Source organism: Aliiroseovarius marinus (assembly GCF_004360145.1).
Classification (GTDB): domain Bacteria; phylum Pseudomonadota; class Alphaproteobacteria; order Rhodobacterales; family Rhodobacteraceae; genus Aliiroseovarius; species Aliiroseovarius marinus.
In genome coordinates this window covers 469,618-492,147 of record NZ_ML178712.1, presented here as the reverse complement: position 1 = coordinate 492,147, position 22,530 = coordinate 469,618, and the positions used below count along the sequence as shown (strand labels likewise).

Sequence of the window (22,530 nt, the reverse complement as noted above, 5' to 3'; positions counted from 1 at the left end):
AATTTGGTTGGACAGAACCTAGGTAGCCTGACCCTCAGCGTCAAGGCGACCAAATGCGTCATCGACAGTTTGGTCGTCCAAAGCCATCAGCTCGCGCGTTTGTGTCCACAGGATTGCGGTGTGCACGGGGCGCTCCGGATAAACGGCGCGCAGCATCCAGCGATAGGCGCCCAACTGGCGTAAAAGTCCTTCGGGCGTTTGGTCGGGGTGATCCGGAATGATGCGGTTGGATTTGAAGTCCACCGCCAGCACGTGATCCTCGGTAACAATCAGCCGGTCGATGAAGCCGTGCAGGATGCGCGCGGGATCATCCGGCAGGTGCCCGGTGATGGGTGCTTCGGCGATGCTGCGTTCGTCAAACAGATGCGCCAGCGCCGGGTCGGTCAATAGGGCCGAGACCTCGTTTGTCAGCGCGTCGATCACGTGGGTCTCCGCCGCATCCGGGCCGCTGGACAAAAGGTGCTGCGCAACGCCTGCCCAGCTTTCCGGCGCGACGTTCGGCAGATGCTCCAACAGCGCGTGAATTTGACGCCCGCGGATCAGCGGATCCTGCCCATCCGCCAACTCTGCCTCACCGGGAAGCGCCTTCGCACCGCCCAAGTCGGACGGAGAGAGCGGTTTTGGCACCGTAACAGGGGGCGCGGCCTGCGTGGTCAACCATTCGGGCAGCGGGGTGCGCGCCGTATCCTGCGCGGTGGGGTCGTTTAGCCCCGGTTCGGGCCAGTCGCCCGTGGCATAGCGTTTGCCTGTACCCGTCGGGAAGGCGCAATCGGCGCCACCCGTGCGCTCCATCGCGGCCTCGGCCACGCGATACCAGCCAGTATCCGCTTTCCCAAGGTCCCCGGCGGCGGCAAGGATCAACCACTGCTCGGCACGGGTCATGGCGACGTACAGAAGGCGCGTCCGTTCCTCGATCTCGGCTTCTTTCAAGCCCTCGGCCACGTCCTCAATCGCCTCGGTCCGGTCCGCCTTGGCGGGGAACCAAAAGGGCTGATCTGACGACAGCTTGCCAACCTGCGGCGGCTCTGAAGCGCGCCGCGCCGCCAAATCCGGCAGTAAAACAATCGGCGCTTCCAGCCCTTTCGAGCCGTGGATCGTCATCACCCGCACCAGATGCCCCTTGCTGTCCACCTGCCGCTTGATCGTGATGTCGCCGGTTTCCAGCCACGTGATAAAGCCGGTCAGGCTGGGGATCTCAAGCCGCTCGTAGTTCATTGCCTGATGTAGCAGCGCGTCAATGCCGTCCTCGGCCTCTTGCCCCAGCCGCGCGAGCAGCTTTTTGCGGCCGTCATGGCGGGTCAGGATACGTTCCAGTAACTCGTAAGGACGCAAGAAATCCGCGCGGTCGCGCAGGTCATGAAGTGTCTCTAACGTAGCGGAATATTGCTCTGACTGATCCGAGAGCGCCCGCCATAGGAAGGTTTTCTTGCCGCGATAATGGGCCAGTCGGAACAGGTCATCCTCGCTCCATCCGAACAAGGGCGAGCGCAAGACGGTCGCCAGCGACAGATCATCCTCGGGCGTGGCGAGGAAGGACAACAGCGCGGTCAGATCTTTCACCGCAAGCTCTGCCCCAATGCGCAACTGATCCGCCCCGGCGATGGGAATATCGCGGGCTTTGCAGGCGCGGATTAGCTCGTGAAACAGCTCGCTGCGCGACCGGACCAGCACCAGAATGTCGCCCGGATCGACAGGGCGTGAACCGCCTTTGTCGTCGGGCAAACGTTCCTCGCGGATCATCCGCTGGATTTCATCCGCCAGATGGTCCGCCAGTTGCACCCGGTGATCACGGGGCGAGGGCCGGTCAACTGGATCATTCCAATCCCGGTCTTCTTCGTGCTTCACCGGCTCAATCGACGGCCACAGATCCACGCGCCCCGGTTTGTCGCCAAAAAACGCGCGGTGTTTGAAGCCGCCGCCAAGGCCGGATCGCCCCTCAAGCGCCATATCAACGAAGCCCAGCACGGCGGGCGAGGATCGGAACGAATATTCCAGCGGTTGTACAGCCAGCGCCCGCCCAACCTGCTGCAAGCGATCCGCAAAACTGTGCTGCATCCGTTGAAACTCAGCCGGTTCCGCGCCTTGGAACGAATAAATCGACTGTTTCGGATCGCCCACCACGAAAATTGTGCGCTCCACATCGTCGCGGGCGCCCGACCCGGTGGTGAATTCACGCGCAAGGCTGTCGATCACGCGCCATTGCACGGGACTGGTGTCTTGTGCCTCGTCCACCAGAATGTGGTCAATGCCGCCATCCAGCTTGAACAGTACCCATGCCGCGACCGACGGATCGGTCAAAAGCCCGCCCGCCTTCAAGATCAGGTCGTCAAAATCCAGCCAGCCCCGCGCCAGTTTTGCGGCCTCATATTCCTGCACGAAAGCGTGCGCGAAACGGTACAGAACCTGCGTGCGCCGTGCGTTGTGAAGGGCCAATCGCTTGTGCCGCGCATCCTCGACCCGTGCCATCAGATCATTCAGCTGATCCATGATCGGCGCGCAGGCTCCGGACTGGAGTGCTTTGGTCGGTACCGACCCTATCTTGGCGGAAAACGGAGCAGATTGCTTCAGAAGGATCTTCTCGAGCCGCTGAAGAAGATCCAGATTTGGCTGGGAAAGATCCGCCCCCTGCAGCACCTCAGCGCGTTTCTGATCCTGCGCGCTGCCCGTAGCCGATCCCGCTCGGAACGTCGCCAGCACATCCAGATCACCCGGTGCAAAACATGCGTCCAACATATCGTCCAAGCTGTCGCCCGCGGCCACCCCAAACCAGCCACTGATTTGTGCCGTGTCCTTGTCGTCCGCGAACAGCATCCGGGCCGAGGTGATGCCTGCCGTCAGCCGCATCAGGTCTTCGCCGGTGAACAACTGCGCTAGATCCTGCACCACACCCTTGTGCGGCCCGTCGCTCATTTGTTCCAGAATCGTGGCACGCAGATCGTTGGCGGCGCGATCGTCCATCTCGGTAAACTGGGGGGACACGCCCGCTTCGGTCGGGAAACGGCGCAAAAGCGAGGCGCAATAAGCGTGGATCGTCTGGATTTTCAGCCCGCCGGGCGTCTCGATCGCGCGGGCGAACAGTTGACGAGCCAGCGACAGGTCGCGTGCGCCCTCGACGCCCAGCTCGACCAACGCCTGCGTCAGGCTGGCGTCATCCTTCATCGCCCATTCGCCCAACCGCTTGAACAGGCGGTTCTGCATCTCGCTCGCGGCGGCTTTGGTGTAGGTCAGGCACAGGATGTTCTGCGGGGACACGCCGTCCAGCAGCAAGCGCGCCACGCGGTCGGTTAGAACACGGGTTTTCCCCGATCCCGCATTGGCCGACAGCCAGGTCGAGGCCGAGGGATCCGCCGCGCGGATTTGGGCGCGGGTTGCGTCGTCAAAATTCATCGCCCGACCTCCGTGATCACAGGGGTGTCGCTGTCATCCCATTCGCCGTAACGCGCCAGATGATCATAGTCGCCCGCAAAGCGCTGCATATGCATGGCGCGGCGCGACGTATAGCCCTGCGCGGCGTCATTATAGGCTCTAATCAGGCCTAAAAGTTCGGTTCTGATGGTTTCGATGTCGGCGGGTACCAGAACCGTCTGGACCTCTTTCTGTGGCGTCAGGCCGATATAGCTGACCAGGGATACGGGTGCTGCATCGATGTTTTCGAACCCGCCGACCTGCGCAATGACAGCTTCCAACAACAGCTGTTTATCGAAGTGCTTTTGCTGTTTCTCGTTCGGAGGCGCGCCGGTTTTATAGTCGTAGATCAGCAGCGATCCGTCCTGATGACGGTCGATCCGGTCGGCCTTGGCCACCAGCTCGAAATCTGGGTCGTCGAACCGTGCGCGTCCCCAGGTTTCGTTCGCCAGATTGGACGAGAACGCACCGCGCGACAGCTCTTGTTGAACGAACCACGGCGCGATCCGATCAATCCGCGCTTTCCACAGGATACGGGTCGCCAGATTAGGGACATGTTCGGCCAGAATGTCGTCTGCAATCTGGCGCAAGCGATCCTGTTCGAGTGCCGGGTCCGGGGCGTCGGGCAGCGACGAGACGTAGTTTTCGAAAACATCATGCAGCACGGTCCCGCGCATCAAGGCGTCCGATCCGCGCAGCAGCGGATCCAGCGCACGCAGATGCAGCACTTTGTCTGCGTAGATCGCAAAAGGATCGCGGATCAGCTTGGTTACGCCGGTTGCCGACAACTGTCGGGGGCGGGTCGACAGGGGCGGGGACGGTGAGGGGCGCTTTTCAGGCGGAGTAGTCTCGTTCGGCTGATCAATCTGCCGTGCGAACTCAAGCCATTGGGTTCCCCGCGCGCGCATTTCCTGTAAGGCCTGCGCACCGTCATCTGACATCCCGGCCATCAAGTTGCAGATGCGGTTTAGCCAGCGCGACGGGATGGTTTCGCTGTCCTCGTCCTTGACCGACCGGGTCAGGATCACCTCTTTCGTGGCGATGGCTTGCTGGAAATCATGCGCGGACAGACCCACGCGGCGTTCGGGCAGGGGAAGACCCACTTGCATCCGCATCTGGCGGTTCAGCCACGGATCTGGGCCGGGTAGTTCGGGCCAGATGCCATCGTTCAACCCGGCGAGAATAACACGGTCAGCCCCTTGCACGCGCGCTTCGAGCGTGCCCCAGAACATCACGCCGGGATGGGGGGTGTTCGGATCGCGGACCTCGCCTTTTGACAGGATAGAGCGGAATAGATCGCGATAGGCGAGCGGGGAAAGATCGCCGCCGTGTTGAGCATTTTTTGCAAGGTTAGAGACAATTTCTTGGCACATCTGCCCCGCAGCGCGGTTCCAAAGTTCGCCCGTTCCCTCGCCGTTCGGGCCGCGCGCGATCTCACGCGCCAGATCAAGATGGTGGGTCAGAAGATCCGGCAGAGGCAGCTCACCTTCAAGCGGCGGAGCAAGGCAAATCGTGGCCACCCACTCGGCCCAGATTGCGCGTTCCGGTTCTTCCTCGAACGTCTGCGCCCAATCCAGAAGCACCTGACGGTCGGGGATCGCGGCCGAGCCACGCAGCACCTGAAGCTCAAGATCGCGGGTCCAGCGCAGATGATCCCCGCGGGCATCTCCGCCGGCGTTGGTCAGCGGATGTTTGAGCAGCGTTAGCAGCCGATCAGCCGCGGGGGCCTCGCACATCATAAGGGTGATCTGGCGCAAAAAGCGCCCGGGTGCGGACAACGCCAGCGGGCGACCCGCACTATCGTCAGGTTCGATGTTCCAGCGGTCCAATGCGGCGGTGACCTGACGGGTCAGATTTCGATCCGGCGTGATCAAAGCCACGCTAACCCTGTCTTCGACCGAGCGGCGGAGCAGCGCGGCAATCGCCTGCGCCTCGTCTCGCGGTCTCTGCGCCTCGATCAGGGTTAATCCCTCAGTGGCTTTCGTGACGTTCTGAAACTGGCGCCCTTCGATCTGCCATTGGTCCGTCACAGGGGCAGGCCGCAACGCCAGCGAAATCAGTTTGTTGCGTTCTGGCGCGACGGGCGGCAGTCCTGTCCAGTTCTGCACATCGCTTCGGGGCAAATTCAACTGCTTCAAAAGCGCGGCGAAGCGGTATTGCGGGTGATCTTCGGCCGACAGAGCATCTTCCAGGGCGCTCCATGTGTGGTCTGGCAGGTCCGTGTCGAACCCCGGCAGGACCAATGCGCCCTGCGGAAGCTGCGCGACAGCCCGCATCAACAGCGCAGTGGTGCCGCGCGATCCGGTTGAGCCGGCGATGATGATCGGGTGATCGGGGGGCGATTTCTGCCAGCCCTCGGTGATCATCGTCACCACCATCCGCTGACGCGTTTCCGCGTCTGGAGCGTGTCCGGCGCTAGGATCGAAGAACGGATTGATCAGCGACAGAAAGCGCAGGCTGCGGGCCCAGTGTTCGGACATATCTTGGACGTCAAGTGTCTCTAACGCAGCGGGATTCACGCCTTCGCCGTGCATTTCGTCCATCAGCTTTGCCACGCTATCGGCCAGATCAAAAGCCGCACTTTTCGGGGCAAGGTCGGGTTCTTGGTCCAGCAGGGCGAGGATCAGCTGGTGCAGCTCTAGCTGGCGGCGCAGGGGGGCGACGGCGCTGGGGGTCGAGCTGTCCAGCGGCATCTGCGCGAGGTCGGTGATCAGTCGCAGACGCGGGACGAAACCGGGCTGATCGTCAAACAGGCTTTGCACGCGGTTCAGCATGCGGCGGGAGTTCACGAACAGCTCGACCCGCGCCATTTCGTGCGGAGGACGGCCTTCCATGCGGCGGCGCAGCCCGTCGACCAACGCCTTGGGGAAGTCGACGCCGAGCGGGACACCGAAGACGCGCGATTTGGACGCGGGCTCAAACATCGGCACCCTCCAACATTTTCTCTGCCAATGTGATGCCGTCCGGATGCCCGACATCACACCATGCGCCTTGATAGGGCATGCCGAACAGGCGGTTGGATTGGCGAATGGCATCCCACGCGACGTTTAGCGAGAAGACGTCCTCATCCACCTGCGCCACAGGATGCGTCTTGATGATCTGACACCCGGTGTAAACCAGCCCCGGCCCGCGCGTCAGTTGCCCGTCAGGGGCGATTGTAAAGTCGCCTTGCCCTAGGTGACCAATGGCGTTTTCCGGCGGAACCAGCAGCATCAGGGCGTCCATCCGGTCGGGGTCCCAGGCCTGCAGAAGCATTTGCATCGGATTGGGACCGGACCAGACCGCATCAGCGTTGAGGGTGAAAAGAGACGCGGTTTTATGCAGTGTTAGAGCCTGTTTTAGGCCTCCGCCCGTTTCAAGCAGTGTGTCTTCGTGCGAAAAAAGGATGTCGCGATCCGCCAGATGGGCGTGGATCTGATCTGCCAGATAATGCGTGTTTACGATGATCTGCGAGACACCGTCCGCCTCGTCCACGATCTTCAGCGCGTGGTCCAGAAGGGGCTTCCCGGCGACCGGGATCATCGGCTTCGGCTGCGTTTCCGTCAAAGCGCCCATGCGGGTGCCGCGCCCAGCGGCAAAGATCATCACTGTGTCGGGCATGGCTGTCTGAGCCTTTCAAGATGGCTAGGGCTGGGTTCGGGGAGGATCGCGTTCAGCTGATCGCGTAGTTTTGCAAGCGGCGGGTGGCGAAGGTCGTCCTGTAGCAGGGTCCAGACGCGCGGGATCAGGTCAATATAGTGCGGTTTGCGCATCTGTTGCGACAGTCGTGCGAAAATACCAAGAATGCGCAGGTTGCGCTGTACGGCGACAAGGTGGAATTCGTCTTGAAAGGCGGTCTGATCAAGCCCGCGCCGTTGTGCGAAGGCCTTTCGCGCCGATATGGCCAGATCGTCAGACACATCGCGCCGCACATCGCGCAGAAGCGAGACAAGATCATAGCTGGGCAAGGTGTTCACCGCGTCCTGAAAGTCAAGAAGCCCGACGCGAGCAGTGCCAGTCCGTTCTGGCAGCCAATGCAGGTTCTGTGCGTGGAAGTCGCGCAGGGATGTGCACAGGGTGGTGTCGAAGGGGGTGAGCGCCTCTTCGATGGCACCCAGCGCATCGCACATCACGGCATCTGGCTGCGGCGCATAGTGCAAGAAAGCCAGATCGCAGGCTTGCGCCATTTCGCTGATGCCATAGCTGGCGACCGGCGCGGGGGTGGCGTCCAAAGTGGTGTGAATGGCATCAATTGCGCTGGAATAGAGACTGTTCTCAAGCGAGGGATCGGCGTGGATCAGCGAGGCGAAATCGTCGTCTCCGAAATCCTCAAGCAGCAGGAAGCCGCCGTGAAGATCCGCCGCATAGATCGCCGGCGCAGACAGGCCAAGCGCCGCAAGATACTGCGCCACGTCGACAAAGGATTGCATCGACCCGCAGGTCGACGGTGGGGCGTCCATCAGGATTGCGGGGTGGGTGCCTTGCGCGCGGAAATAACGGCGGGAAGAAGCATCCCCGGTCAGGGGTAGGAAGGGCGCGTCGGCCCAGTCGGTCGAGTTCAAGAACTGGCGGCGATCCTGCGCGCGATCATCGCTCATAGCAGCGCCTTTTGGATGCGGGCTTCCCAGTGCTCGGCGGGGCCCGAAATCCGGGCGTGTCGCACATCGGGGTCATCGGACGCGTCACCTGTCGAGAACTCCAGCGACAGCGCGTTCTGCGGCAGCAGATCGCCGAGGCGGTCGGGCCATTCGACAAGGCAGATCGCGGTCTCGAACGCGTCGATCAGGCCCAGCTCTTCGACTTCGTCCGGGTGTGTCAGGCGGTAGAGATCGGAGTGCCAGATCTCGCACAACGTGTCGTCATAGGTCTGCACCAGCGTGAAGGTGGGCGAGGGCACGTCCTCGGCCAGCCCTTGCGCGGCAAGGCGGGATTGGATCACCGCGCGGGCAAAATGCGTCTTTCCCGCGCCGATTCCGCCAGACAGCAGGATCACATCGCCCGGCACCAGTTGGTGCGCCAGTTCGGCGGCAAAAGCGGTGGTCTGATCCGGGGTGGAAAATGCAAGATCATGATGAAAGGCGTGCGTCATGGCACGAGTTTTAGACGCCCTGCGCGTCGGTGCAAGGGTAGATCACCTCACCTTGTGTCAGGGGGTCAAATGCATGGCGGAATTCGGCGCAGGCTGAAACTCGCGCTGGGCGGGGCGGACGTGGAAGCGGGCCATTGTGGCGCCGCGCACCAAGGGGACGAAATGGCAGTCGACCTGCCGTCCATCTAGAAGGGCGATATGGTCGGACCACATTTGACGTTCGCCATGGGCGGCCACGAATTCTTTCAGCATGCGCCAGACCGGCGTGTCGCCAGCGGTGCCGCGCCAAGTGCGGATCGCGTCGCCCAGATTGATATCCTCAAGCGTGGTGGACGGATCATTGCCCCACAGCTTGGTATAGGCCGCGTTCGACATGGACAGCACCCCACCGGGCGAGAAGATGGCAATCGCGTCCTCGATACAGTCCAGCGCGGATTGGCCCATCTCAAGCTCGCGGCGGAAGCGGCGGGTGAGCGAGATTTCCGAGGTGATGTCTTCAAACAGGAAGGCCACAGCGCCATCCGGGTGTGGGCGCCCGGTGATGCGATAGGTCTGGCCTGTGGGCAGGGACCACGTTTCCTCGTAGGTGCCATTCACGGCGGCACTTTCCAGATCCGCCATCTGTTGCCGCCACGAGACATAGTCCTTGGGTTCCGGCATCATCCGCTTCTCGCGCAGGCGGTCGAGGAAGGTAAACAGCGTGGGTTTGCCAACAAGAAACGAGGCATCCAGCGCCAGAATGTCGGTCAGGGCCGGGTTGAACAGGGTCAATTGCCGTTTGCGGTCGAAAATGGCCAGCCCGATGGGAAGATGCGCGAAGGTTTTGGTCAGGGTCGAGACGAATTCAGTCCGTGATTTCTCGGCATTCACCACGCGATCCACGGGGATGGCGGTCAGCAGGATCTCGGTCCCCAAGGGGGCGTCGTGCAGCTCGAACCAGTGGCGTTCACCATCGGTGGGCAGCTGGACGGCCACGCGGCGCGGGGTTTCCAGATTTTTGGCATCTTCAAGCCGGGGCCGGTCAAACAGCTTTTGTGGGGGCCAGCTGGCGACCTCGTCCGAGGTGTCGGGGTCGGCGGCCTGATCCAGATAAGTCTTGTTGGCCCATGTGATTTTGCCGTTCGCGTCTTCGCGCCACATCATGACGGGCGCGTGATGCGCAATGGCTCGCAGCCCGTCCAGTTCGTCCCGCATGGCGTCAAAGCTGACCCGGTCGACAATCGGATCGGCGCCCTCGGTGCCAGCGGTTACCAAGTGGATCCGCGCCAGCCCGTCGCGCCATTCCGCGTCAATGCGATGCGCCCCGTCAGTCGAGGGGATCGAGAGCGTGCCAAGCTCGGCCAGTTCGCCGATTTGGTCGGACAGGTTGGGAAAGCGCGCTTCCAGGATTTGCGATAGATGCTGCCAGTCAGAGCCGGAGTTGTGCCGCGGAAGCGCATCCAGAATCTGACGCCCCGCCGGGGTCACGTCGGTTAGCATCTGATCGTCGAACAGAAACACGACGCTGTCTTTTTCCTGCGAAGTCCGCTTGCGCAGCTTGCGATCCCGCGCCGGGTCCAGCACGGAAAGGATGTAAAGCGCTGCGATCGAGATCGTCAGGGCCGTCAGCACCAGCCCCACCGCGTAAAGAGTATTCATCATGTCCACACCTGTCGTTTCGGCGGTCTGCCACCCGCGTTATCAACGGGTTAACCTTAAGCCGGTGTGGTTAATGAAGGTTTAATCGGGCTGAACGTCTTGTTTTCAAGGGGTTTTCAGCCTGCGTCGTGGGTGAAGTGAATGTTCTCGCCCAGCGCGCCGCTGGTGTTCTTGGCCTCGAGCCCACGTGTGTCGCGCCGCCATTCCACCTGTGCAATGGCACCCGATTTTTCGCGCGGGTGGGGGCGGCCAGTATAAGGCGACGAGGCATTGGCGAAATGCAGCGTGGCACCGGTGCGTTCCAGCAATGTCTTGGCGATGAACAGGCCCAGCCCCATGCCTTTGTACGCCTGCCGTTGGCCATGCTCGGCCTGCGATTTGCGGCGGCGGATGAAGGGGTCTCCGATCCAGCCCAGAACCTGCGGGGAATACCCTTTGCCGTCGTCTAGAATGCGGATGGTGATGCGCTCGTCATTCCAGCACAGCTCGATCCAGACCTTGGTCGAGGCGAAATCCACCGCGTTCTGGATTAGGTTGCGTAGCCCGTGGATGATCTCGGGCCGGCGCATCAGGATGGGCTGATCCAAGGGATCGGCCTCGGTGCAGGTGATCTCGATTTCCAGCGCCTTGCCGCGTTCGCGGTGGGGTTCGGCGGCCTCTTCGATCAGGGCGATCAGGGGGGCGTGTTTGACCAGCATGTCGTCTTTGCCGGCGCGGCCCATGGATTGCAAAATGTCCCGGCAGCGGTCGGCCTGCTCGCCGATTAGGCGGGCGTCGTCACGCAGCTCGTCATCGCCGTCCAGTTCCTCGACCAGCTCGGACGAGACCAGCTTGATCGTCGCCAGCGGGGTGCCCAGTTCGTGTGCAGCAGCAGCGACCACGCCGCCCAAATCGGTCAGGTTCTGCTCGCGCGACAGGGCCATTTGGGTGGCCAGAAGCGCCTCGGACATCGAGCGCATCTCGGACGAAATTCGGCGGGTATAGAGACCAATAAAGCCGACCGAGATCGTGACCGAGACCCACAGGCCAAAAACGAACAGGTCCGGCATCTGCAGAACGCCCGTCGCAGTCTGAAGCGGAATATTGACCCACGTGACCAGACTGGTGGCCGCGATGGCCACAGCCCCCACCATAATGGTCGAGCGAGTCGACAACGCGGTCGCGGCAACGGTTACCGGGGCAAGGATCAGCACCATGAACGGGTTGTGGATGCCGCCGGTCAGCAACATCATCAGACCCAATTGCAGCGTGTCAAAGACCAGAATGCCGGTCGCCTGACGTTCATTCAGGCGCGTGTTGCGCGGGAACAGCGTGCTGGACACAAGGTTGGCGATCACTGCAATGCCGATGGTGGCGGACACCAGCCCGAACGGGATTTGGACCGTAAAGAACTGAACCGCAACGGCAATTGCCACAATCTGACCCGCAATCGCTGCCCAGCGCAGCAGGATCAGCGTACGTAGTCGCACCCAGCTGCGGTGCTGGCTGCCAACGGCGGCGTCAGTGGCCGGGTCTGTTTGCTGTTCCGTCATTTGTGATCAGGGCGAATTGCTTTTTCGGTTGCGTCAATGTGTTCTCTTGCTAGTCGTGACGAAAGGCAGGATCAATGCCTGCGCGAACAAACCGGAGAATTTCTATGCAACGCATCTATGCTGTGACGGCCGCAACGGCGATTGTGGCACTTGTCGGGGTGACGTGGTTTGTCACCAGCGGGGAAGAGGATGCCTTTGCCGAATGTCGCGCTGGCGCCATCGGAACCGGCGTTGCGTCGATCGGGGGGCCGTTTGAGCTGACCGATGAAACCGGCGCGCTGGTGACCGAGAAAGACGTGATCACCAAGCCGACGCTGGTCTATTTCGGCTATACGTTCTGCCCGGATGTTTGCCCGTTGGACAACGCCCGCAACGCCGAAGCGATGCGCATTCTGGATGGTCAGGGTTATGACGTACAGGCGGCTTTTATCTCGGTCGATCCAGAGCGCGACACACCCGAGCATCTGGCGGATTTCACCAGCTATATGCATGACAACATGATCGGTTTGACCGGTACGCCCGAGCAGGTCAAAGCGGCCAGCCAGGCCTACAAGACCTATTACCGCAAGCAAGAGCCGGAAGAGGGGCAGGAAGAGTATTATCTGATTGATCACTCGACCTTTACCTATCTGATGTTCCCGGAAACCGGGTTTGCAGATTTCTTCAAGCGGGACGAGACGCCCGAGTCGATGGCCAAGCGGGTCAGCTGCTTCATTGACGCAGGCGCATAGCAGGCATCGTAGCGTCAAAATTGACCTTACGGTCATTAATACCTACCTATCATGAGGCAAACGCAAACCGGAGGTTGCTACGATGACCACTGAGGAACTCAAGCCGATTGGCGAAGACGCGTCCCTTCTTTTGGTAGACGACGACGAACCGTTCCTGCGCCGCTTGGGGCGTGCGATGGAAAAGCGTGGCTTCTCTGTCGAAACTGCAGGATCTGTTGCTGCGGGTAAGGCCATCGCCACCGCGCGTCCGCCAGCCTATGCCGTGGTCGATCTGCGGCTTGAGGATGGCAACGGGCTGGATGTGGTTGAGACCATCCGCGACAAGCGCCCCGACGCCCGCATCGTGGTTCTGACAGGGTATGGCGCGATTGCCACCGCAGTTGCAGCGGTCAAACTGGGCGCGGCGGATTACCTGTCTAAGCCCGCAGATGCCAACGACATCACAGCCGCCCTGCTGGCGATGCCGGACGAGCTGCCGCCGCCGCCAGAAAACCCCATGTCTGCCGACCGCGTACGGTGGGAGCATATCCAGCGCGTATATGAACTCTGTGACCGCAACGTCTCGGAAACTGCGCGCCGCCTGAACATGCACCGCCGCACGCTTCAGCGTATTCTGGCCAAACGCAGCCCGAAATGAGGCTGTCCGCGGGCGTGATGGGCCTTGTGCTGCTGTCTGCCTGCGTCCAGCCCAGCGCGCCAACACCTGCGCCGCGCCAAGCCGTTAGTTTTGCGCCCGACGCGCAGGGGCTGGCCGTTCTGCCCAGCAATCAGCGCGTCGACTTCGGGCGTTCGCCTAAAGGTGTGATTCCAGCGCTGACCCGAGAGCTTGGTCGCCCAACCACCTTACCGCTGACCGGCTGCCCTACAGGCATTACACAACGCCTGCGCTGGGCAGATCTGGAACTCAGCTTCACGGCCGAGCGGTTCGTGGGGTGGAAGCGTGGAGCAGACCAGCGCGGCCGCGTCTGCGCCTAGGTTAAGTCAAACCGTTTGCAGGCCTTCTGAACCTGCGTGCCGTCGGACAGGGTGTCGGTCAGCACCGCACCATAATCCGTGAAGCCAAGCCCGCTGTAATAGGCCAGCCCCGGCACGTTGTCGGTTCGAATGGTGGCCCCGATCGTATCAACGTCGGCGGCGATCGAGCGGGCCTTGGTCTCGGCCCACATGATCTGCCCCACGCCCTTGCCCTGCGCTTGCGCGCTGACAAAGCTTCCGATCTCGGCCCAGCGGGCAGAGGACCCGTCGCGGGCGGGCTGGGTCAGGAAGATCCCTTGAAACCCAAGGATCTCGCCCGCCTCTTCGGCGACGACGCAGGACAAGACGACGGGGTTCTCGATGTAGTGCGCCACCATATGCGTTGTATCAAAGGGCGTGCGATAGGCAGTGGTCGAGCCCTCTTCGATGATCGGGTTCAGAAGGGCGCACATGGCGGGGGCATCTTCGGGGCGGGCGCTGCGTGCTGTGATCATCCCATCTGCTCCAGCAGGCGATTGTGGCGCGCGGTGAAATCGGCACGGACCTCGGCGGGGGGACGCAGGGTGATGTCCAGCCCCTTGGTGATGGTGGGATCGGGCACGCCAAAGAACTTTCCGGCCTCTTCGACACTGAACCCGGCGATCTGCGTGGCTTCCAAAAAGGCCGAGATCCTGTCCGCGCGCTTAATGGCCTTCTTCACCGCCACAGGGATCTTCGCGGGCAGGCCAAAGCGGATGTGGATGGCGGCGGTCAGGCGGTCGTCCAGCTCTCCGTACCCCGCACCGACCGAGGCTTTCACCGGCGAGATCATGTCGCCAATCACATATTCTGGCGCGTCATGCAGAAGGGCGGCCAGTTGCCATTTGACCGGGGCTTTGGGGTTCATCCGCGTGTACAGCGCCTCGACCAACAGCGAATGTTCGGCGACGGAATAGGGGAAGTCGCCAAAGGTCTGCCCATTCCAGCGCGCAACGAAGGCAAGACCGTGGGCGATGTCCTCGATTTCAATGTCGACGGGGGTCGGATCCAGCAGATCCAGCCGCCGACCAGAGAGCATCCGTTGCCATGCGCGGGGTTGAGCGGGCATTTTCGATCCTTCCTGCGAATTTCCCCTCGCAATTTCGCCTTTTTCACGGGCAAGTCAATTGGCCTTCATTGCGTGTTCGTGGTTACAATGCTACGGCACGCGCAACAGAAACGGGATCAGGATCGGAGAAACACCGTGACCCAGGATTATATCGTCAAAGACATCGCTCTGGCCGAATTCGGCCGTAAAGAGCTGGACATCGCTGAAACCGAAATGCCGGGCCTGATGGCCTTGCGCGAGGAATACGGCGAAACGAAACCGCTGGCAGGCGCACGGATCGTCGGCTCGCTGCACATGACCATTCAGACCGCGGTTCTGATCGAAACGCTGGTCGCGCTGGGCGCCGATGTGCGCTGGGCGTCGTGCAACATCTTCTCGACCCAAGACCACGCGGCTGCTGCAATTGCGCAGGCAGGCGTTCCGGTCTTCGCGATCAAAGGCCAGTCGCTGGAAGAGCACTGGGACTATCTGGACCTGTCCTTCCAATTCCCGGAAGGTCCGAACCTGATCCTGGACGATGGCGGCGACGCGACGCTGTACATCCTGCTGGGGGCGCGCGCCGAAGCTGGTGAAGATCTGGGTGTTCCCGGGTCGGAAGAGGAAACCGTCATCCACGCACAGATCAAGAAGCGCATGGAAGCCAGCCCCGGTTGGTTCACCAAGATGCGCGACCAGATCAAGGGTGTCTCGGAAGAGACCACCACCGGCGTGCACCGCCTGTATGATCTGGTGAAGAACGGCCAACTGCCATTCCCGGCGATCAACGTGAACGACTCGGTCACCAAGTCGAAATTCGACAACAAATACGGCTGTAAGGAATCGCTGGTTGACGGCATCCGCCGCGCCACCGACACCATGATGGCCGGTAAGGTTGCCGTTGTCTGTGGCTATGGCGATGTGGGCAAAGGCTCGGCCGCGTCGCTGCGCGGTGCTGGTGCCCGCGTGAAAGTGACCGAGATCGATCCGATCTGCGCGCTGCAAGCTGCGATGGACGGGTTCGAGGTGCTGACGCTGGAAGATGCCGTCGCGGACGCCGACATCTTCATCACCACCACCGGCAACAAAGACGTCATCCGCATCGAGCATATGCGCGAGATGAAGGACATGGCGATTGTTGGCAACATCGGTCACTTCGACAACGAAATTCAGGTGGCGAACCTGAAGAACCACAAATGGACCAACATCAAGGACCAGGTGGACATGATCGAGATGCCCTCGGGCAACCGCATCATCCTGCTGTCGGAAGGTCGCCTGCTGAACCTCGGCAACGCCACCGGCCACCCGTCTTTCGTGATGTCGGCCTCGTTCACCAACCAGGTTCTGGCTCAGATCGAGCTGTGGACCAAAGGCGATGAATACAACAACGAAGTTTACATCCTGCCTAAGCATCTGGACGAAAAAGTCGCCCGTCTGCATCTGGACCGCATCGGTGTGAAACTGTCGTCGCTGAACAAGGAACAGGCGGACTATATCGGCGTGTCGACCGAAGGTCCGTTCAAGCCGGAACACTATCGTTACTGATCGTCCGGTGATGGAAGAAGAAACCAAAAAGCGCCGTCCGTTCCTACAGCGGGCGGCGCTTTTTCTGTTGTCCTCGGTGTTGTCGCTTGCACTTCTGGGGCTGGTTGCGCTGTGGGTGCTGTTGCGGCCTGACAGCGTGTTGCCCGATCACTGGAACCCCACGCGGCCTTTGTCGATCACAGCACCCGTGACACCCGTGACCCGCTGGCAGCTGCGCATGGCCACACGGGACGAGGCCGTGTGCCGCGATGTGCTGGCGCAGGCCGGTGTTGCGTTCTCGCAGATGGAGCCGCTGACCTCGGGCGACCATTGCGGGATTTCCCAAAGGGGTAGCCTGTCGTCGCTGGTCGGCGCGCAGCTGTCGCCGGTCGAAACCCGCTGCGCCACCGCGCTGCGCCTTGCCATGTGGGAACATCACGACGTCCAGCCCGCGGCGCATCAACACTTGGGGACGGATGTGGCGCAGCTTTTGCATATTGGCAGCTACAACTGCCGAAAAATGCGCACCGCGCGCGGCACGGAAAACGCGTGGAGCAGTCATGCCACCGCGCGCGCCTTCGACATCACCGGCGCGCTTTTGTCTGACGGGCGCAGACTGACCTTGCTTAGGAACTGGAATGGCACGCCCGAGGAAGCCGCCTTCCTGCGTCAGATCTGGCGCGGATCCTGCACATGGTTCCGCTTGGTTCTGGGGCCGGAGTATAACCGGCTGCACGCGGATCATTTTCACCTGCAGGCCAATGGTTGGGGTTTCTGCCGTTGAACGAAAAAGGGGCGCCGAAGCGCCCCTGATCTTTGATTTTACAGTAACTTACAGGTCTTCGCCGAACCCGAAGTTCTCGGTCACGTAATCGATGTCTTTATCGCCACGGCCCGACATGTTGATCAGGATCGACTTGCCCGGGTTTTTCGGGGCTTCGCGCATAGCGAAGGCAACCGCGTGGGCGCTTTCCAGTGCCGGGATGATGCCCTCGGTGCGGCTGACGGTGAAGAAGGCGTTCAAGGCTTCCTTGTCGTCACAGGCGGTATAGTTCGCCTTGCCGGTACGGTGCAGGTGCGCGTGCTCTGGCCCAACACCCGGATAATCCAGACCCGAGGCAACGGTGTGCACGGGGGCGGGTTCACCATTTTCGTCCTTCAGAACCATGGTGCGGAAGCCGTGGATGTCGCCGTCTTCGCCGAAGGTGATGGTCGCGGCATGTTCACCCAGTTTCGACGAGGTGCCCATCGGCTCGACGCCGTAAAGTTCTACATCGTCATCGTCGATAAAGCCCGAGAACAGACCCATCGCGTTCGAACCACCGCCCACACAGGCGGCGACCATGTCAGGCAGACCACCGGTCATTTCAAGGAACTGCTCGCGCGCTTCGACGCCCACGATGTGCTGGAAATCACGGACCATCATCGGGAACGGGTGCGGACCCACGACCGAGCCGATCGCGAAGAGCGCCGTGTCGGCTTGTTCCAGATAGCTGCCGAAACAGCTGTCCACGGCCTCTTTCAGCGAACGGCCACCAAAGCCCACGGGAACAACCTCGGCGCCCAGCAGTTTCATGCGGGTCACGTTGGGGGCTTCTTTGGCGATGTCGATCTCGCCCATGTGGATCTCGCATTCCAGACCGAAATAGGCAGCAGCGGTGGCCAGAGCCACGCCGTGCTGACCTGCGCCGGTTTCAGCCATCAGTTTCTTCTTGCCCATGAACTTGGCCAGCAGACCTTCGGCCATGCAGTGGTTCAGCTTGTGTGCGCCGGTGTGGTTCAGGTCTTCACGCTTGGCATAGATCTGAGCGCCGCCGCATTGCTCGGACAAGTTTTTCAGATAGGACACCGGGGTCGGACGGCCTTGGAAATGTTTGCGGATGTGGCGCAGCTCGGCGATGAAGTCGGCCGACTTGGAAATCCGGTCATAAGCCTCGCAGATTTCTTTGAAGTGCGGCTCCAGCGGGGGCGGCAGCATTGCGCCGCCGTAGTCGCCAAAATAGCCGTCACGTGTCGGTGTGGATTTAAGATAAGACGCCATTCCTGTGTTCCCTCGTGTCTATTTTTGTCCACGGGATGAGACAGGGAAATGCGCGGCGCCTCAAGCAGAAAGTTGCGGTTTACAACGATTATTCAAAATAAAATTACGGCCCCGCATGCGTGAGGCCGTAATCAAAGGATTTTTCAGCGAAATCAGCTGGGAATCCGCAGGTTCTGGCCCGGGTAAATCAGGTCCGGATCCTTCAGCATCGGCTTGTTGGCTTCAAAGATTTCCTTGTAGCGCGCACCGTTGCCCAGCGTCTTTTCAGCAATCGCCCAAAGCGTGTCGCCTTTTTCGACGGTGTGGAAGGTCGGCTCGCCCTCAAGATCGGCCTCGACCTCGGCCACGCCTTCGACGTTGCCCACAGCCAGAATGACCTTTTCACGCTCTTCCGCGCTTAGGTTTTCACCGCCTTTGACGGTGACTTTCTCGCCCTCGACCTGAATATCCAGACCCGAGGTGTCGATGCCCAGATCGGCAACTTCCTTGTTCAGGCTGTCGGCAGACGCGGCCTCGTCACCACCAAACAGCGATTTACCAGCACCTTTTACGAAGCTCCAAAGACCCATTGTTCTCTCCTAAAGCAATATGTGTCGCCGGCATCCTGTGCCAGATAGGCGAAAAAACCTAGGGGGAAAGCTGCGGCAAACTTTTCCTTTGTGGAAATCCCGATTGCGCCTAGAGTTTCGAGGAAATGCATTGAACGTCCATAAAATTGGGAGACACTGATGGGAAAGCGTGACGACTTGATCGCGAAATATGCAGACGACCTTAAGAACAAATGCGGCATGTCGCCGGATATGGATCTTTTGACCAAGGTGACGATTGGCTGTGGCCCTGCGATTTACAATGACGATGCCTCGACCGTGGCTGCGACGCAGGAAAGCGAGCTTGAGACCGTCAAAGAGAACTTCCTGATCAAGAAACTTGGCCTGGCTGATGGCCCGCAGTTGATGGACGCGATCAACGCCGTCATCGACACCTATGGCCGCAGCGAGCGCAACAAGTACCGCGCCGTTGTGTACTACATGCTGGTGAAGCATTTCGGGAAGGAAGCCGTCTACGGCTAATCCACCCCGATATCTGATTTTTCAAAGCGCGGCCTTCGGGTCGCGCTTTTTGAGTCTTTAACGGAAGGTGAATGTAAACCACTGCAATTGAACGGTATTTTACGGTCAATTCAATTGCTTGGGGGCGCAACCTGCGCTAGCTTCATCTACGAAGACCAGGACGGTCGGACCTTTAATTCAGAGACACGTGCGGTGCTGAGGGAGCACGTGGGGTGAGGAAGGGGTCCGAGACGTCGGGCCCCTTCTTGTTTCTCACATCACGCCCAGAACCAGCCCGATGATGGTGCAGCCCCCAACGGCATAGCCTCCATCCATCCAGATCAAGGATTTCGACCGGTCGCTGAACATGACGTTGTTGATCATCCAAGGCGCTACGACGAACAATCCAAGCCCCAGCCCAGCGATCAGGCTTTTGCCCGCGCCATCAATGCCCGCCATGCTGAACATGTGCCGCATCATCCCGGCGACAACCAGTGCGCCAACAAAGGCCACGATATAGGGTTTCGGGTCGGATGCGTTATGGGGTTTGCCCGCGTCATCGGTTTGGATGCCCGCGGCGACAACCCACTGTTTCGACAGCGCCATGTACCAGACCGCGCCGAACGCATAGCCCGCGATGGCGGCGACGATGACTTCCAACATGTTATTTCCTCCTGTTCGACTGGGTTCATGCGACCAGCCGGGCAGGGGGGTTGTCAAGCGTCGCCCGCAAGCTCCAACACGATGGCCCATTCGGCCTCGGTCACGGGTTGAACAGACAAGCGGGTGTTGTTGACCAGCACCATATCGGCCAGACGGGGATCGTCTTTGCACATCGCCAGCGTCACCGGCTTGGGCAGCGCGCGCACCGCCTTGATGTCCACGCAATCCCAACGTTCATCGTCGGTGGTGCTGTCGGGATGGCTTTCCGCGATCACCTCGACGATGCCGACGATCTCTTTTTCTTTCTGCGAGTGGTAGAAGAAGCCAAGATCGCCGATTTTCATGGCGCGCATGTGGTTGCGCGCCTGATAGTTGCGCACGCCGTCCCATTCCTCGCCCGCGTCACCTTTGGCGACCTGTTGGTCCCAGCTCCAGGTCGAGACTTCGGATTTGAACAGCCAGTACGCCATTAGCCCACCACCCGGTTCCACTGCTCGATGCGCACATCGGCAAACAGACCGGCCTTGGCATAGGGATCGCCGTCGGCCCAGGCCTGCGCGGCGGCCATGTCATCGACGTCCAGCACCAGAAGCGATCCGCACATCATGCCGTCGGCATCCAGAAACGGGCCCGCCTGCGCGACCACGCCGGTGTCCTTGATATAGGCCAGATGCGCCTCGCGGTTTGCTTTGCGGGTTTCGATGGCACCGGGTTTGTCAGTGCAGATGACGGCTACGAGCATTCATTCCTCCTTGAGCGGCCGTGACAAGAGCATGTCGACAGCTTCGTTTATGGTCAGTTGATTGTCCAGCACGGCGACAACCATCTGCGCGATGGGCATTTCAATCCCAGCGTTTTGGGCAAAGTTAGAGACTGCTTTGGCGGTCGCGCGCCCTTCGACGGTGGTGCCTTCGGGCAGGGGATCACCGTGGCCAAGCGCCAGTCCGTAGCTGTAGTTGCGGGATTTCTCGGACGAGCAGGTCAGCGTCAGATCGCCGAAGCCCGACAGCCCGGACAGCGTCTCGGGCTGCGCGCCTTTCAGGGCGGCAAAGCGTTGCATCTCGGCATATCCGCGGGTCATCAGGGCGGCGCGGGCGCTTTCGCCCAGACCCGCGCCGATGGCGATGCCGCAGGCGATGGCGACGACGTTTTTCAAGGCGCCCCCGATCTCGACCCCGATCAGATCTGTCGAGCGATACACGCGGATGTTGTTGGTGGACAGCGCGGTTTGCAGCGCCTCGCCATCCGCGCAGGCCAAGGTCAGGGCCGTGGGAAGGCCTGCTGCGATGTCGACGGCGAAGCTGGGGCCGGACAGGATCGCCGGGGTGGCCGAGGGGCAGGCGCGCTGAATGATCTCGGCCGGACCAAGCCCGGATTGCAGATCGACGCCCTTACAGCAAGCGACAAGCGTTTTGCCCTGAAATAGGGACGCATTCTCTTCCAGAAATCCGGCCAGTTTTTGCATCGGAACGGCCAACAGGATGATGTCGGATGCCTGCACATCCTCGATCTGCTCAAGCACGGTCAGGCTATCGGGAAAGGCAAAGCCGGGCAGGCGGCGGGTGTTTTCGCGGGCAGTCGCCATGTCGCCCGGATCACGCGCCCACAGGCCAACGGCGCGACCGCTTTGCGCCAGAGAGATCGCCAAAGCCGTGCCAAATGCGCCTGCGCCAAGAACCGAAATGCTCATGCCTTTGCCCCTTTTTTTCCTGATCCCAACATTGCTGGGGCACGCTGGTCAAGCGGCCATCGCGGGCGGGCTTGCAGGGACATGTCGTCTTGTTGGCCCGCGCGGAACCGTTCGATCCCGGCCCACGCGATCATCGCGGCGTTGTCGGTGCACAGCGCCAGAGGTGGGGCAAGGAAAGCGGTATCATGTTGTGCGCAAACAGTCTCTAATTCACCACGAATAGCCATATTTGCCGCTACACCCCCGGCCACAGCCAAGGTGGGCTGGGTGGGGTTCAGGGACAGGTATTCTTTCAGCGCACGGTGTGATTTCTCGGCCAGAACGTCACGCACGGCGGCTTGGAAGCCTGCGCAGAGGTCCGCGCGGTCCTGCACGCGCAGCCCGCAATGTTCGGCCACCAGCCTATCCCGTTCGCGCAGAAGGGCGGTTTTCAGGCCGGAAAAGCTCATATCACAGCCGGGCCGATCCAGCAGCGGGCGCGGGAACTTGAAGCGTTTGGGGTCGCCCTTCTTCGCCTCGGCCTCGACCGAGGGGCCGCCGGGTTGAGGAAGGCCCAGAAGTTTGGCGGTTTTGTCGAAAGCCTCGCCGGGGGCATCGTCGATGGTGCCGCCAAGACGGGTGAAATCCTCGGATCCTTTGGCGATCAGGAACTGGCAATGCCCGCCGGATACCAACAGCATCAGATAGGGAAACGCCGCCTGATCCGTCAGGCGGGGGGTCAGGGCGTGGCCCGCAAGGTGGTTCACACCGATCAGCGGTTTGCCTGATCCGATCGACAGTCCCTTGGCGCACATGACTCCCGCCAACACGCCGCCGATCAGGCCGGGGCCTGCGGTGACGGCGATGGCATCGACCTCGGATAAAGCCATATTCGCCTGTGTTAGAGCCTGTTCCACGCAGCTATCCAGCTTCTCCGTGTGCGCCCGCGCGGCGATTTCTGGCACGACGCCGCCGAAATCGGCGTGCAGCTCGGTTTGGCCTGCCACCACAGAGGACAGCACTTCAGGCACCTGTCCCGGCACATGGCGCACTACAGCGGCCGCCGTATCATCGCACGAGCTTTCCAGCCCAAGAACGGTAAGGGGTTGATCAGTTTCAGTCATCACGCTTGCGATCTGTTGCGGGAACGGGTCGGTTGGGGGTAACACCTA

At 61.1% G+C, this 22,530-nt stretch carries 22 protein-coding genes; 6 read left to right on the top strand and 16 right to left on the bottom strand.

The window, feature by feature from the left end; translation table 11 throughout:
- Window positions 1-18 precede the first annotated feature (18 nt).
- From addA to regB, 7 genes are all read right to left on the bottom strand, one after another.
- Window positions 19-3,387: a double-strand break repair helicase AddA gene (gene addA, locus EOL43_RS02565; RefSeq protein ID WP_133485202.1), complete on the bottom strand. Its 3,369-nt coding sequence runs from the start codon at window positions 3,385-3,387 to the stop codon at window positions 19-21.
- Entirely contained in the window at window positions 3,384-6,329 is a 2,946-nt protein-coding gene (gene addB, locus EOL43_RS02560; RefSeq protein ID WP_133485201.1) for a double-strand break repair protein AddB, read from the bottom strand. Before addB ends, addA begins: the two co-directional genes overlap by 4 nt.
- Window positions 6,322-7,005, bottom strand: coding sequence for a nucleotidyltransferase family protein (locus tag EOL43_RS02555; protein WP_133485200.1), 684 nt, complete (start codon window positions 7,003-7,005; stop codon window positions 6,322-6,324). The genes addB and EOL43_RS02555 overlap by 8 nt, the downstream gene beginning before the upstream one ends.
- Window positions 6,990-7,982 carry an aminoglycoside phosphotransferase family protein gene (locus tag EOL43_RS02550; protein ID WP_133485199.1) on the bottom strand — a complete coding sequence of 331 codons (993 nt, stop codon included), beginning with the start codon at window positions 7,980-7,982 and terminating at the stop codon, window positions 6,990-6,992. The genes EOL43_RS02555 and EOL43_RS02550 overlap by 16 nt, the downstream gene beginning before the upstream one ends.
- Window positions 7,979-8,473 carry a tRNA (adenosine(37)-N6)-threonylcarbamoyltransferase complex ATPase subunit type 1 TsaE gene (tsaE, locus tag EOL43_RS02545; RefSeq protein ID WP_133485198.1) on the bottom strand — a complete coding sequence of 165 codons (495 nt, stop codon included), beginning with the start codon at window positions 8,471-8,473 and terminating at the stop codon, window positions 7,979-7,981. Before tsaE ends, EOL43_RS02550 begins: the two co-directional genes overlap by 4 nt.
- A gap of 57 nt (window positions 8,474-8,530) precedes the next feature.
- Window positions 8,531-10,114 (bottom strand): PAS-domain containing protein, encoded by a 1,584-nt coding sequence (locus tag EOL43_RS02540; RefSeq protein ID WP_133485197.1) that lies wholly within the window; start codon window positions 10,112-10,114, stop codon window positions 8,531-8,533.
- 113 nt (window positions 10,115-10,227) lie between these two features.
- On the bottom strand, window positions 10,228-11,643 hold the full coding sequence (regB, locus tag EOL43_RS02535; RefSeq protein WP_133485196.1) for a sensor histidine kinase RegB: 1,416 nt from the start codon (window positions 11,641-11,643) through the stop codon (window positions 10,228-10,230).
- Window positions 11,644-11,747: 104 nt separating this feature from the next.
- Between regB and EOL43_RS02530 the strand changes: the two genes are divergently transcribed.
- The 3 genes from EOL43_RS02530 to EOL43_RS02520 all read left to right on the top strand — a co-directional run bounded on the left by EOL43_RS02530 (window position 11,748) and on the right by EOL43_RS02520 (window position 13,349).
- Entirely contained in the window at window positions 11,748-12,374 is a 627-nt protein-coding gene (locus EOL43_RS02530) for an SCO family protein (RefSeq protein ID WP_133485195.1), read from the top strand.
- 82 nt (window positions 12,375-12,456) lie between these two features.
- Window positions 12,457-13,011, top strand: a complete 555-nt coding sequence (locus EOL43_RS02525; protein ID WP_133485194.1) for an ActR/PrrA/RegA family redox response regulator transcription factor — start codon at window positions 12,457-12,459, stop codon at window positions 13,009-13,011.
- Window positions 13,008-13,349 (top strand): hypothetical protein, encoded by a 342-nt coding sequence (locus tag EOL43_RS02520; protein ID WP_133485193.1) that lies wholly within the window; start codon window positions 13,008-13,010, stop codon window positions 13,347-13,349. The genes EOL43_RS02525 and EOL43_RS02520 overlap by 4 nt, the downstream gene beginning before the upstream one ends.
- Here EOL43_RS02520 and EOL43_RS02515 read toward each other — a convergent pair.
- Together EOL43_RS02515 and EOL43_RS02510 are read right to left on the bottom strand one after the other, a co-directional pair.
- On the bottom strand, window positions 13,346-13,843 hold the full coding sequence (locus EOL43_RS02515) for a GNAT family N-acetyltransferase (RefSeq protein ID WP_133485192.1): 498 nt from the start codon (window positions 13,841-13,843) through the stop codon (window positions 13,346-13,348). The two genes, EOL43_RS02520 and EOL43_RS02515, sit on opposite strands and share 4 nt — an antisense overlap.
- Entirely contained in the window at window positions 13,840-14,436 is a 597-nt protein-coding gene (locus EOL43_RS02510) for an HD domain-containing protein (RefSeq protein ID WP_133485191.1), read from the bottom strand. Before EOL43_RS02510 ends, EOL43_RS02515 begins: the two co-directional genes overlap by 4 nt.
- 135 nt (window positions 14,437-14,571) lie before the next feature.
- On the opposite strand from EOL43_RS02510, the gene ahcY reads away from it, so the two are divergent.
- The gene (gene ahcY, locus EOL43_RS02505) at window positions 14,572-15,957 is read left to right on the top strand and encodes an adenosylhomocysteinase (protein ID WP_133485190.1); all 1,386 of its coding nucleotides are present in this window, start codon (window positions 14,572-14,574) and stop codon (window positions 15,955-15,957) included.
- A 10-nt stretch (window positions 15,958-15,967) separates the two neighbouring features.
- Window positions 15,968-16,720 carry an extensin-like domain-containing protein gene (locus tag EOL43_RS02500; protein ID WP_133485189.1) on the top strand — a complete coding sequence of 251 codons (753 nt, stop codon included), beginning with the start codon at window positions 15,968-15,970 and terminating at the stop codon, window positions 16,718-16,720.
- Window positions 16,721-16,768: 48 nt separating this feature from the next.
- Here the strand turns inward: EOL43_RS02500 and trpB are convergent, their stop codons facing one another.
- Together trpB and lysM are read right to left on the bottom strand one after the other, a co-directional pair.
- Window positions 16,769-17,977 (bottom strand): tryptophan synthase subunit beta, encoded by a 1,209-nt coding sequence (gene trpB, locus EOL43_RS02495; protein WP_133485188.1) that lies wholly within the window; start codon window positions 17,975-17,977, stop codon window positions 16,769-16,771.
- Window positions 17,978-18,129: 152 nt separating this feature from the next.
- The gene (lysM, locus tag EOL43_RS02490; RefSeq protein WP_133485187.1) at window positions 18,130-18,546 is read right to left on the bottom strand and encodes a peptidoglycan-binding protein LysM; all 417 of its coding nucleotides are present in this window, start codon (window positions 18,544-18,546) and stop codon (window positions 18,130-18,132) included.
- Window positions 18,547-18,705: 159 nt separating this feature from the next.
- Between lysM and EOL43_RS02485 the strand changes: the two genes are divergently transcribed.
- Window positions 18,706-19,047 carry a DUF2853 family protein gene (locus tag EOL43_RS02485; RefSeq protein WP_133485186.1) on the top strand — a complete coding sequence of 114 codons (342 nt, stop codon included), beginning with the start codon at window positions 18,706-18,708 and terminating at the stop codon, window positions 19,045-19,047.
- A 252-nt stretch (window positions 19,048-19,299) separates the two neighbouring features.
- On the opposite strand, the gene EOL43_RS02480 is transcribed toward EOL43_RS02485, so the two are convergent.
- The 5 genes from EOL43_RS02480 to tsaD are packed head-to-tail and all read right to left on the bottom strand — an operon-like array spanning window position 19,300 to window position 22,482.
- Window positions 19,300-19,689, bottom strand: coding sequence for a DUF1761 domain-containing protein (locus EOL43_RS02480; RefSeq protein ID WP_133485185.1), 390 nt, complete (start codon window positions 19,687-19,689; stop codon window positions 19,300-19,302).
- A 53-nt stretch (window positions 19,690-19,742) separates the two neighbouring features.
- The gene (locus tag EOL43_RS02475) at window positions 19,743-20,159 is read right to left on the bottom strand and encodes an EVE domain-containing protein (protein WP_133485184.1); all 417 of its coding nucleotides are present in this window, start codon (window positions 20,157-20,159) and stop codon (window positions 19,743-19,745) included.
- Complete coding sequence (locus tag EOL43_RS02470; RefSeq protein ID WP_133485183.1) at window positions 20,159-20,431, bottom strand: YciI family protein; 273 nt, start codon at window positions 20,429-20,431, stop codon at window positions 20,159-20,161. The genes EOL43_RS02475 and EOL43_RS02470 overlap by 1 nt, the downstream gene beginning before the upstream one ends.
- Window positions 20,432-21,379 (bottom strand): NAD(P)H-dependent glycerol-3-phosphate dehydrogenase, encoded by a 948-nt coding sequence (locus EOL43_RS02465; RefSeq protein ID WP_133485182.1) that lies wholly within the window; start codon window positions 21,377-21,379, stop codon window positions 20,432-20,434.
- Complete coding sequence (gene tsaD / locus EOL43_RS02460; RefSeq protein WP_133485181.1) at window positions 21,376-22,482, bottom strand: tRNA (adenosine(37)-N6)-threonylcarbamoyltransferase complex transferase subunit TsaD; 1,107 nt, start codon at window positions 22,480-22,482, stop codon at window positions 21,376-21,378. Before tsaD ends, EOL43_RS02465 begins: the two co-directional genes overlap by 4 nt.
- Window positions 22,483-22,530: the final 48 nt, after the last annotated feature.

Coding starts and splice junctions, on each gene's coding strand:
- EOL43_RS02530 (WP_133485195.1), top strand. CDS start 11,748: ATGCAACGCATCTATGCTGTGACGGCCGCAACGGCGATTGTGGCACTT.
- EOL43_RS02465 (WP_133485182.1), bottom strand. CDS start 21,379: ATGAGCATTTCGGTTCTTGGCGCAGGCGCATTTGGCACGGCTTTGGCG.
- tsaD (WP_133485181.1), bottom strand. CDS start 22,482: ATGACTGAAACTGATCAACCCCTTACCGTTCTTGGGCTGGAAAGCTCG.
- EOL43_RS02475 (WP_133485184.1), bottom strand. CDS start 20,159: ATGGCGTACTGGCTGTTCAAATCCGAAGTCTCGACCTGGAGCTGGGAC.
- EOL43_RS02520 (WP_133485193.1), top strand. CDS start 13,008: ATGAGGCTGTCCGCGGGCGTGATGGGCCTTGTGCTGCTGTCTGCCTGC.
- EOL43_RS02510 (WP_133485191.1), bottom strand. CDS start 14,436: ATGCCCGCTCAACCCCGCGCATGGCAACGGATGCTCTCTGGTCGGCGG.
- EOL43_RS02485 (WP_133485186.1), top strand. CDS start 18,706: ATGGGAAAGCGTGACGACTTGATCGCGAAATATGCAGACGACCTTAAG.
- regB (WP_133485196.1), bottom strand. CDS start 11,643: ATGACGGAACAGCAAACAGACCCGGCCACTGACGCCGCCGTTGGCAGC.
- trpB (WP_133485188.1), bottom strand. CDS start 17,977: ATGGCGTCTTATCTTAAATCCACACCGACACGTGACGGCTATTTTGGC.
- EOL43_RS02480 (WP_133485185.1), bottom strand. CDS start 19,689: ATGTTGGAAGTCATCGTCGCCGCCATCGCGGGCTATGCGTTCGGCGCG.
- EOL43_RS02515 (WP_133485192.1), bottom strand. CDS start 13,843: ATGATCACAGCACGCAGCGCCCGCCCCGAAGATGCCCCCGCCATGTGC.
- lysM (WP_133485187.1), bottom strand. CDS start 18,546: ATGGGTCTTTGGAGCTTCGTAAAAGGTGCTGGTAAATCGCTGTTTGGT.
- EOL43_RS02555 (WP_133485200.1), bottom strand. CDS start 7,005: ATGCCCGACACAGTGATGATCTTTGCCGCTGGGCGCGGCACCCGCATG.
- tsaE (WP_133485198.1), bottom strand. CDS start 8,473: ATGACGCACGCCTTTCATCATGATCTTGCATTTTCCACCCCGGATCAG.
- addA (WP_133485202.1), bottom strand. CDS start 3,387: ATGAATTTTGACGACGCAACCCGCGCCCAAATCCGCGCGGCGGATCCC.
- addB (WP_133485201.1), bottom strand. CDS start 6,329: ATGTTTGAGCCCGCGTCCAAATCGCGCGTCTTCGGTGTCCCGCTCGGC.
- EOL43_RS02550 (WP_133485199.1), bottom strand. CDS start 7,982: ATGAGCGATGATCGCGCGCAGGATCGCCGCCAGTTCTTGAACTCGACC.
- EOL43_RS02470 (WP_133485183.1), bottom strand. CDS start 20,431: ATGCTCGTAGCCGTCATCTGCACTGACAAACCCGGTGCCATCGAAACC.
- EOL43_RS02540 (WP_133485197.1), bottom strand. CDS start 10,114: ATGATGAATACTCTTTACGCGGTGGGGCTGGTGCTGACGGCCCTGACG.
- EOL43_RS02525 (WP_133485194.1), top strand. CDS start 12,457: ATGACCACTGAGGAACTCAAGCCGATTGGCGAAGACGCGTCCCTTCTT.
- EOL43_RS02500 (WP_133485189.1), top strand. CDS start 15,968: ATGGAAGAAGAAACCAAAAAGCGCCGTCCGTTCCTACAGCGGGCGGCG.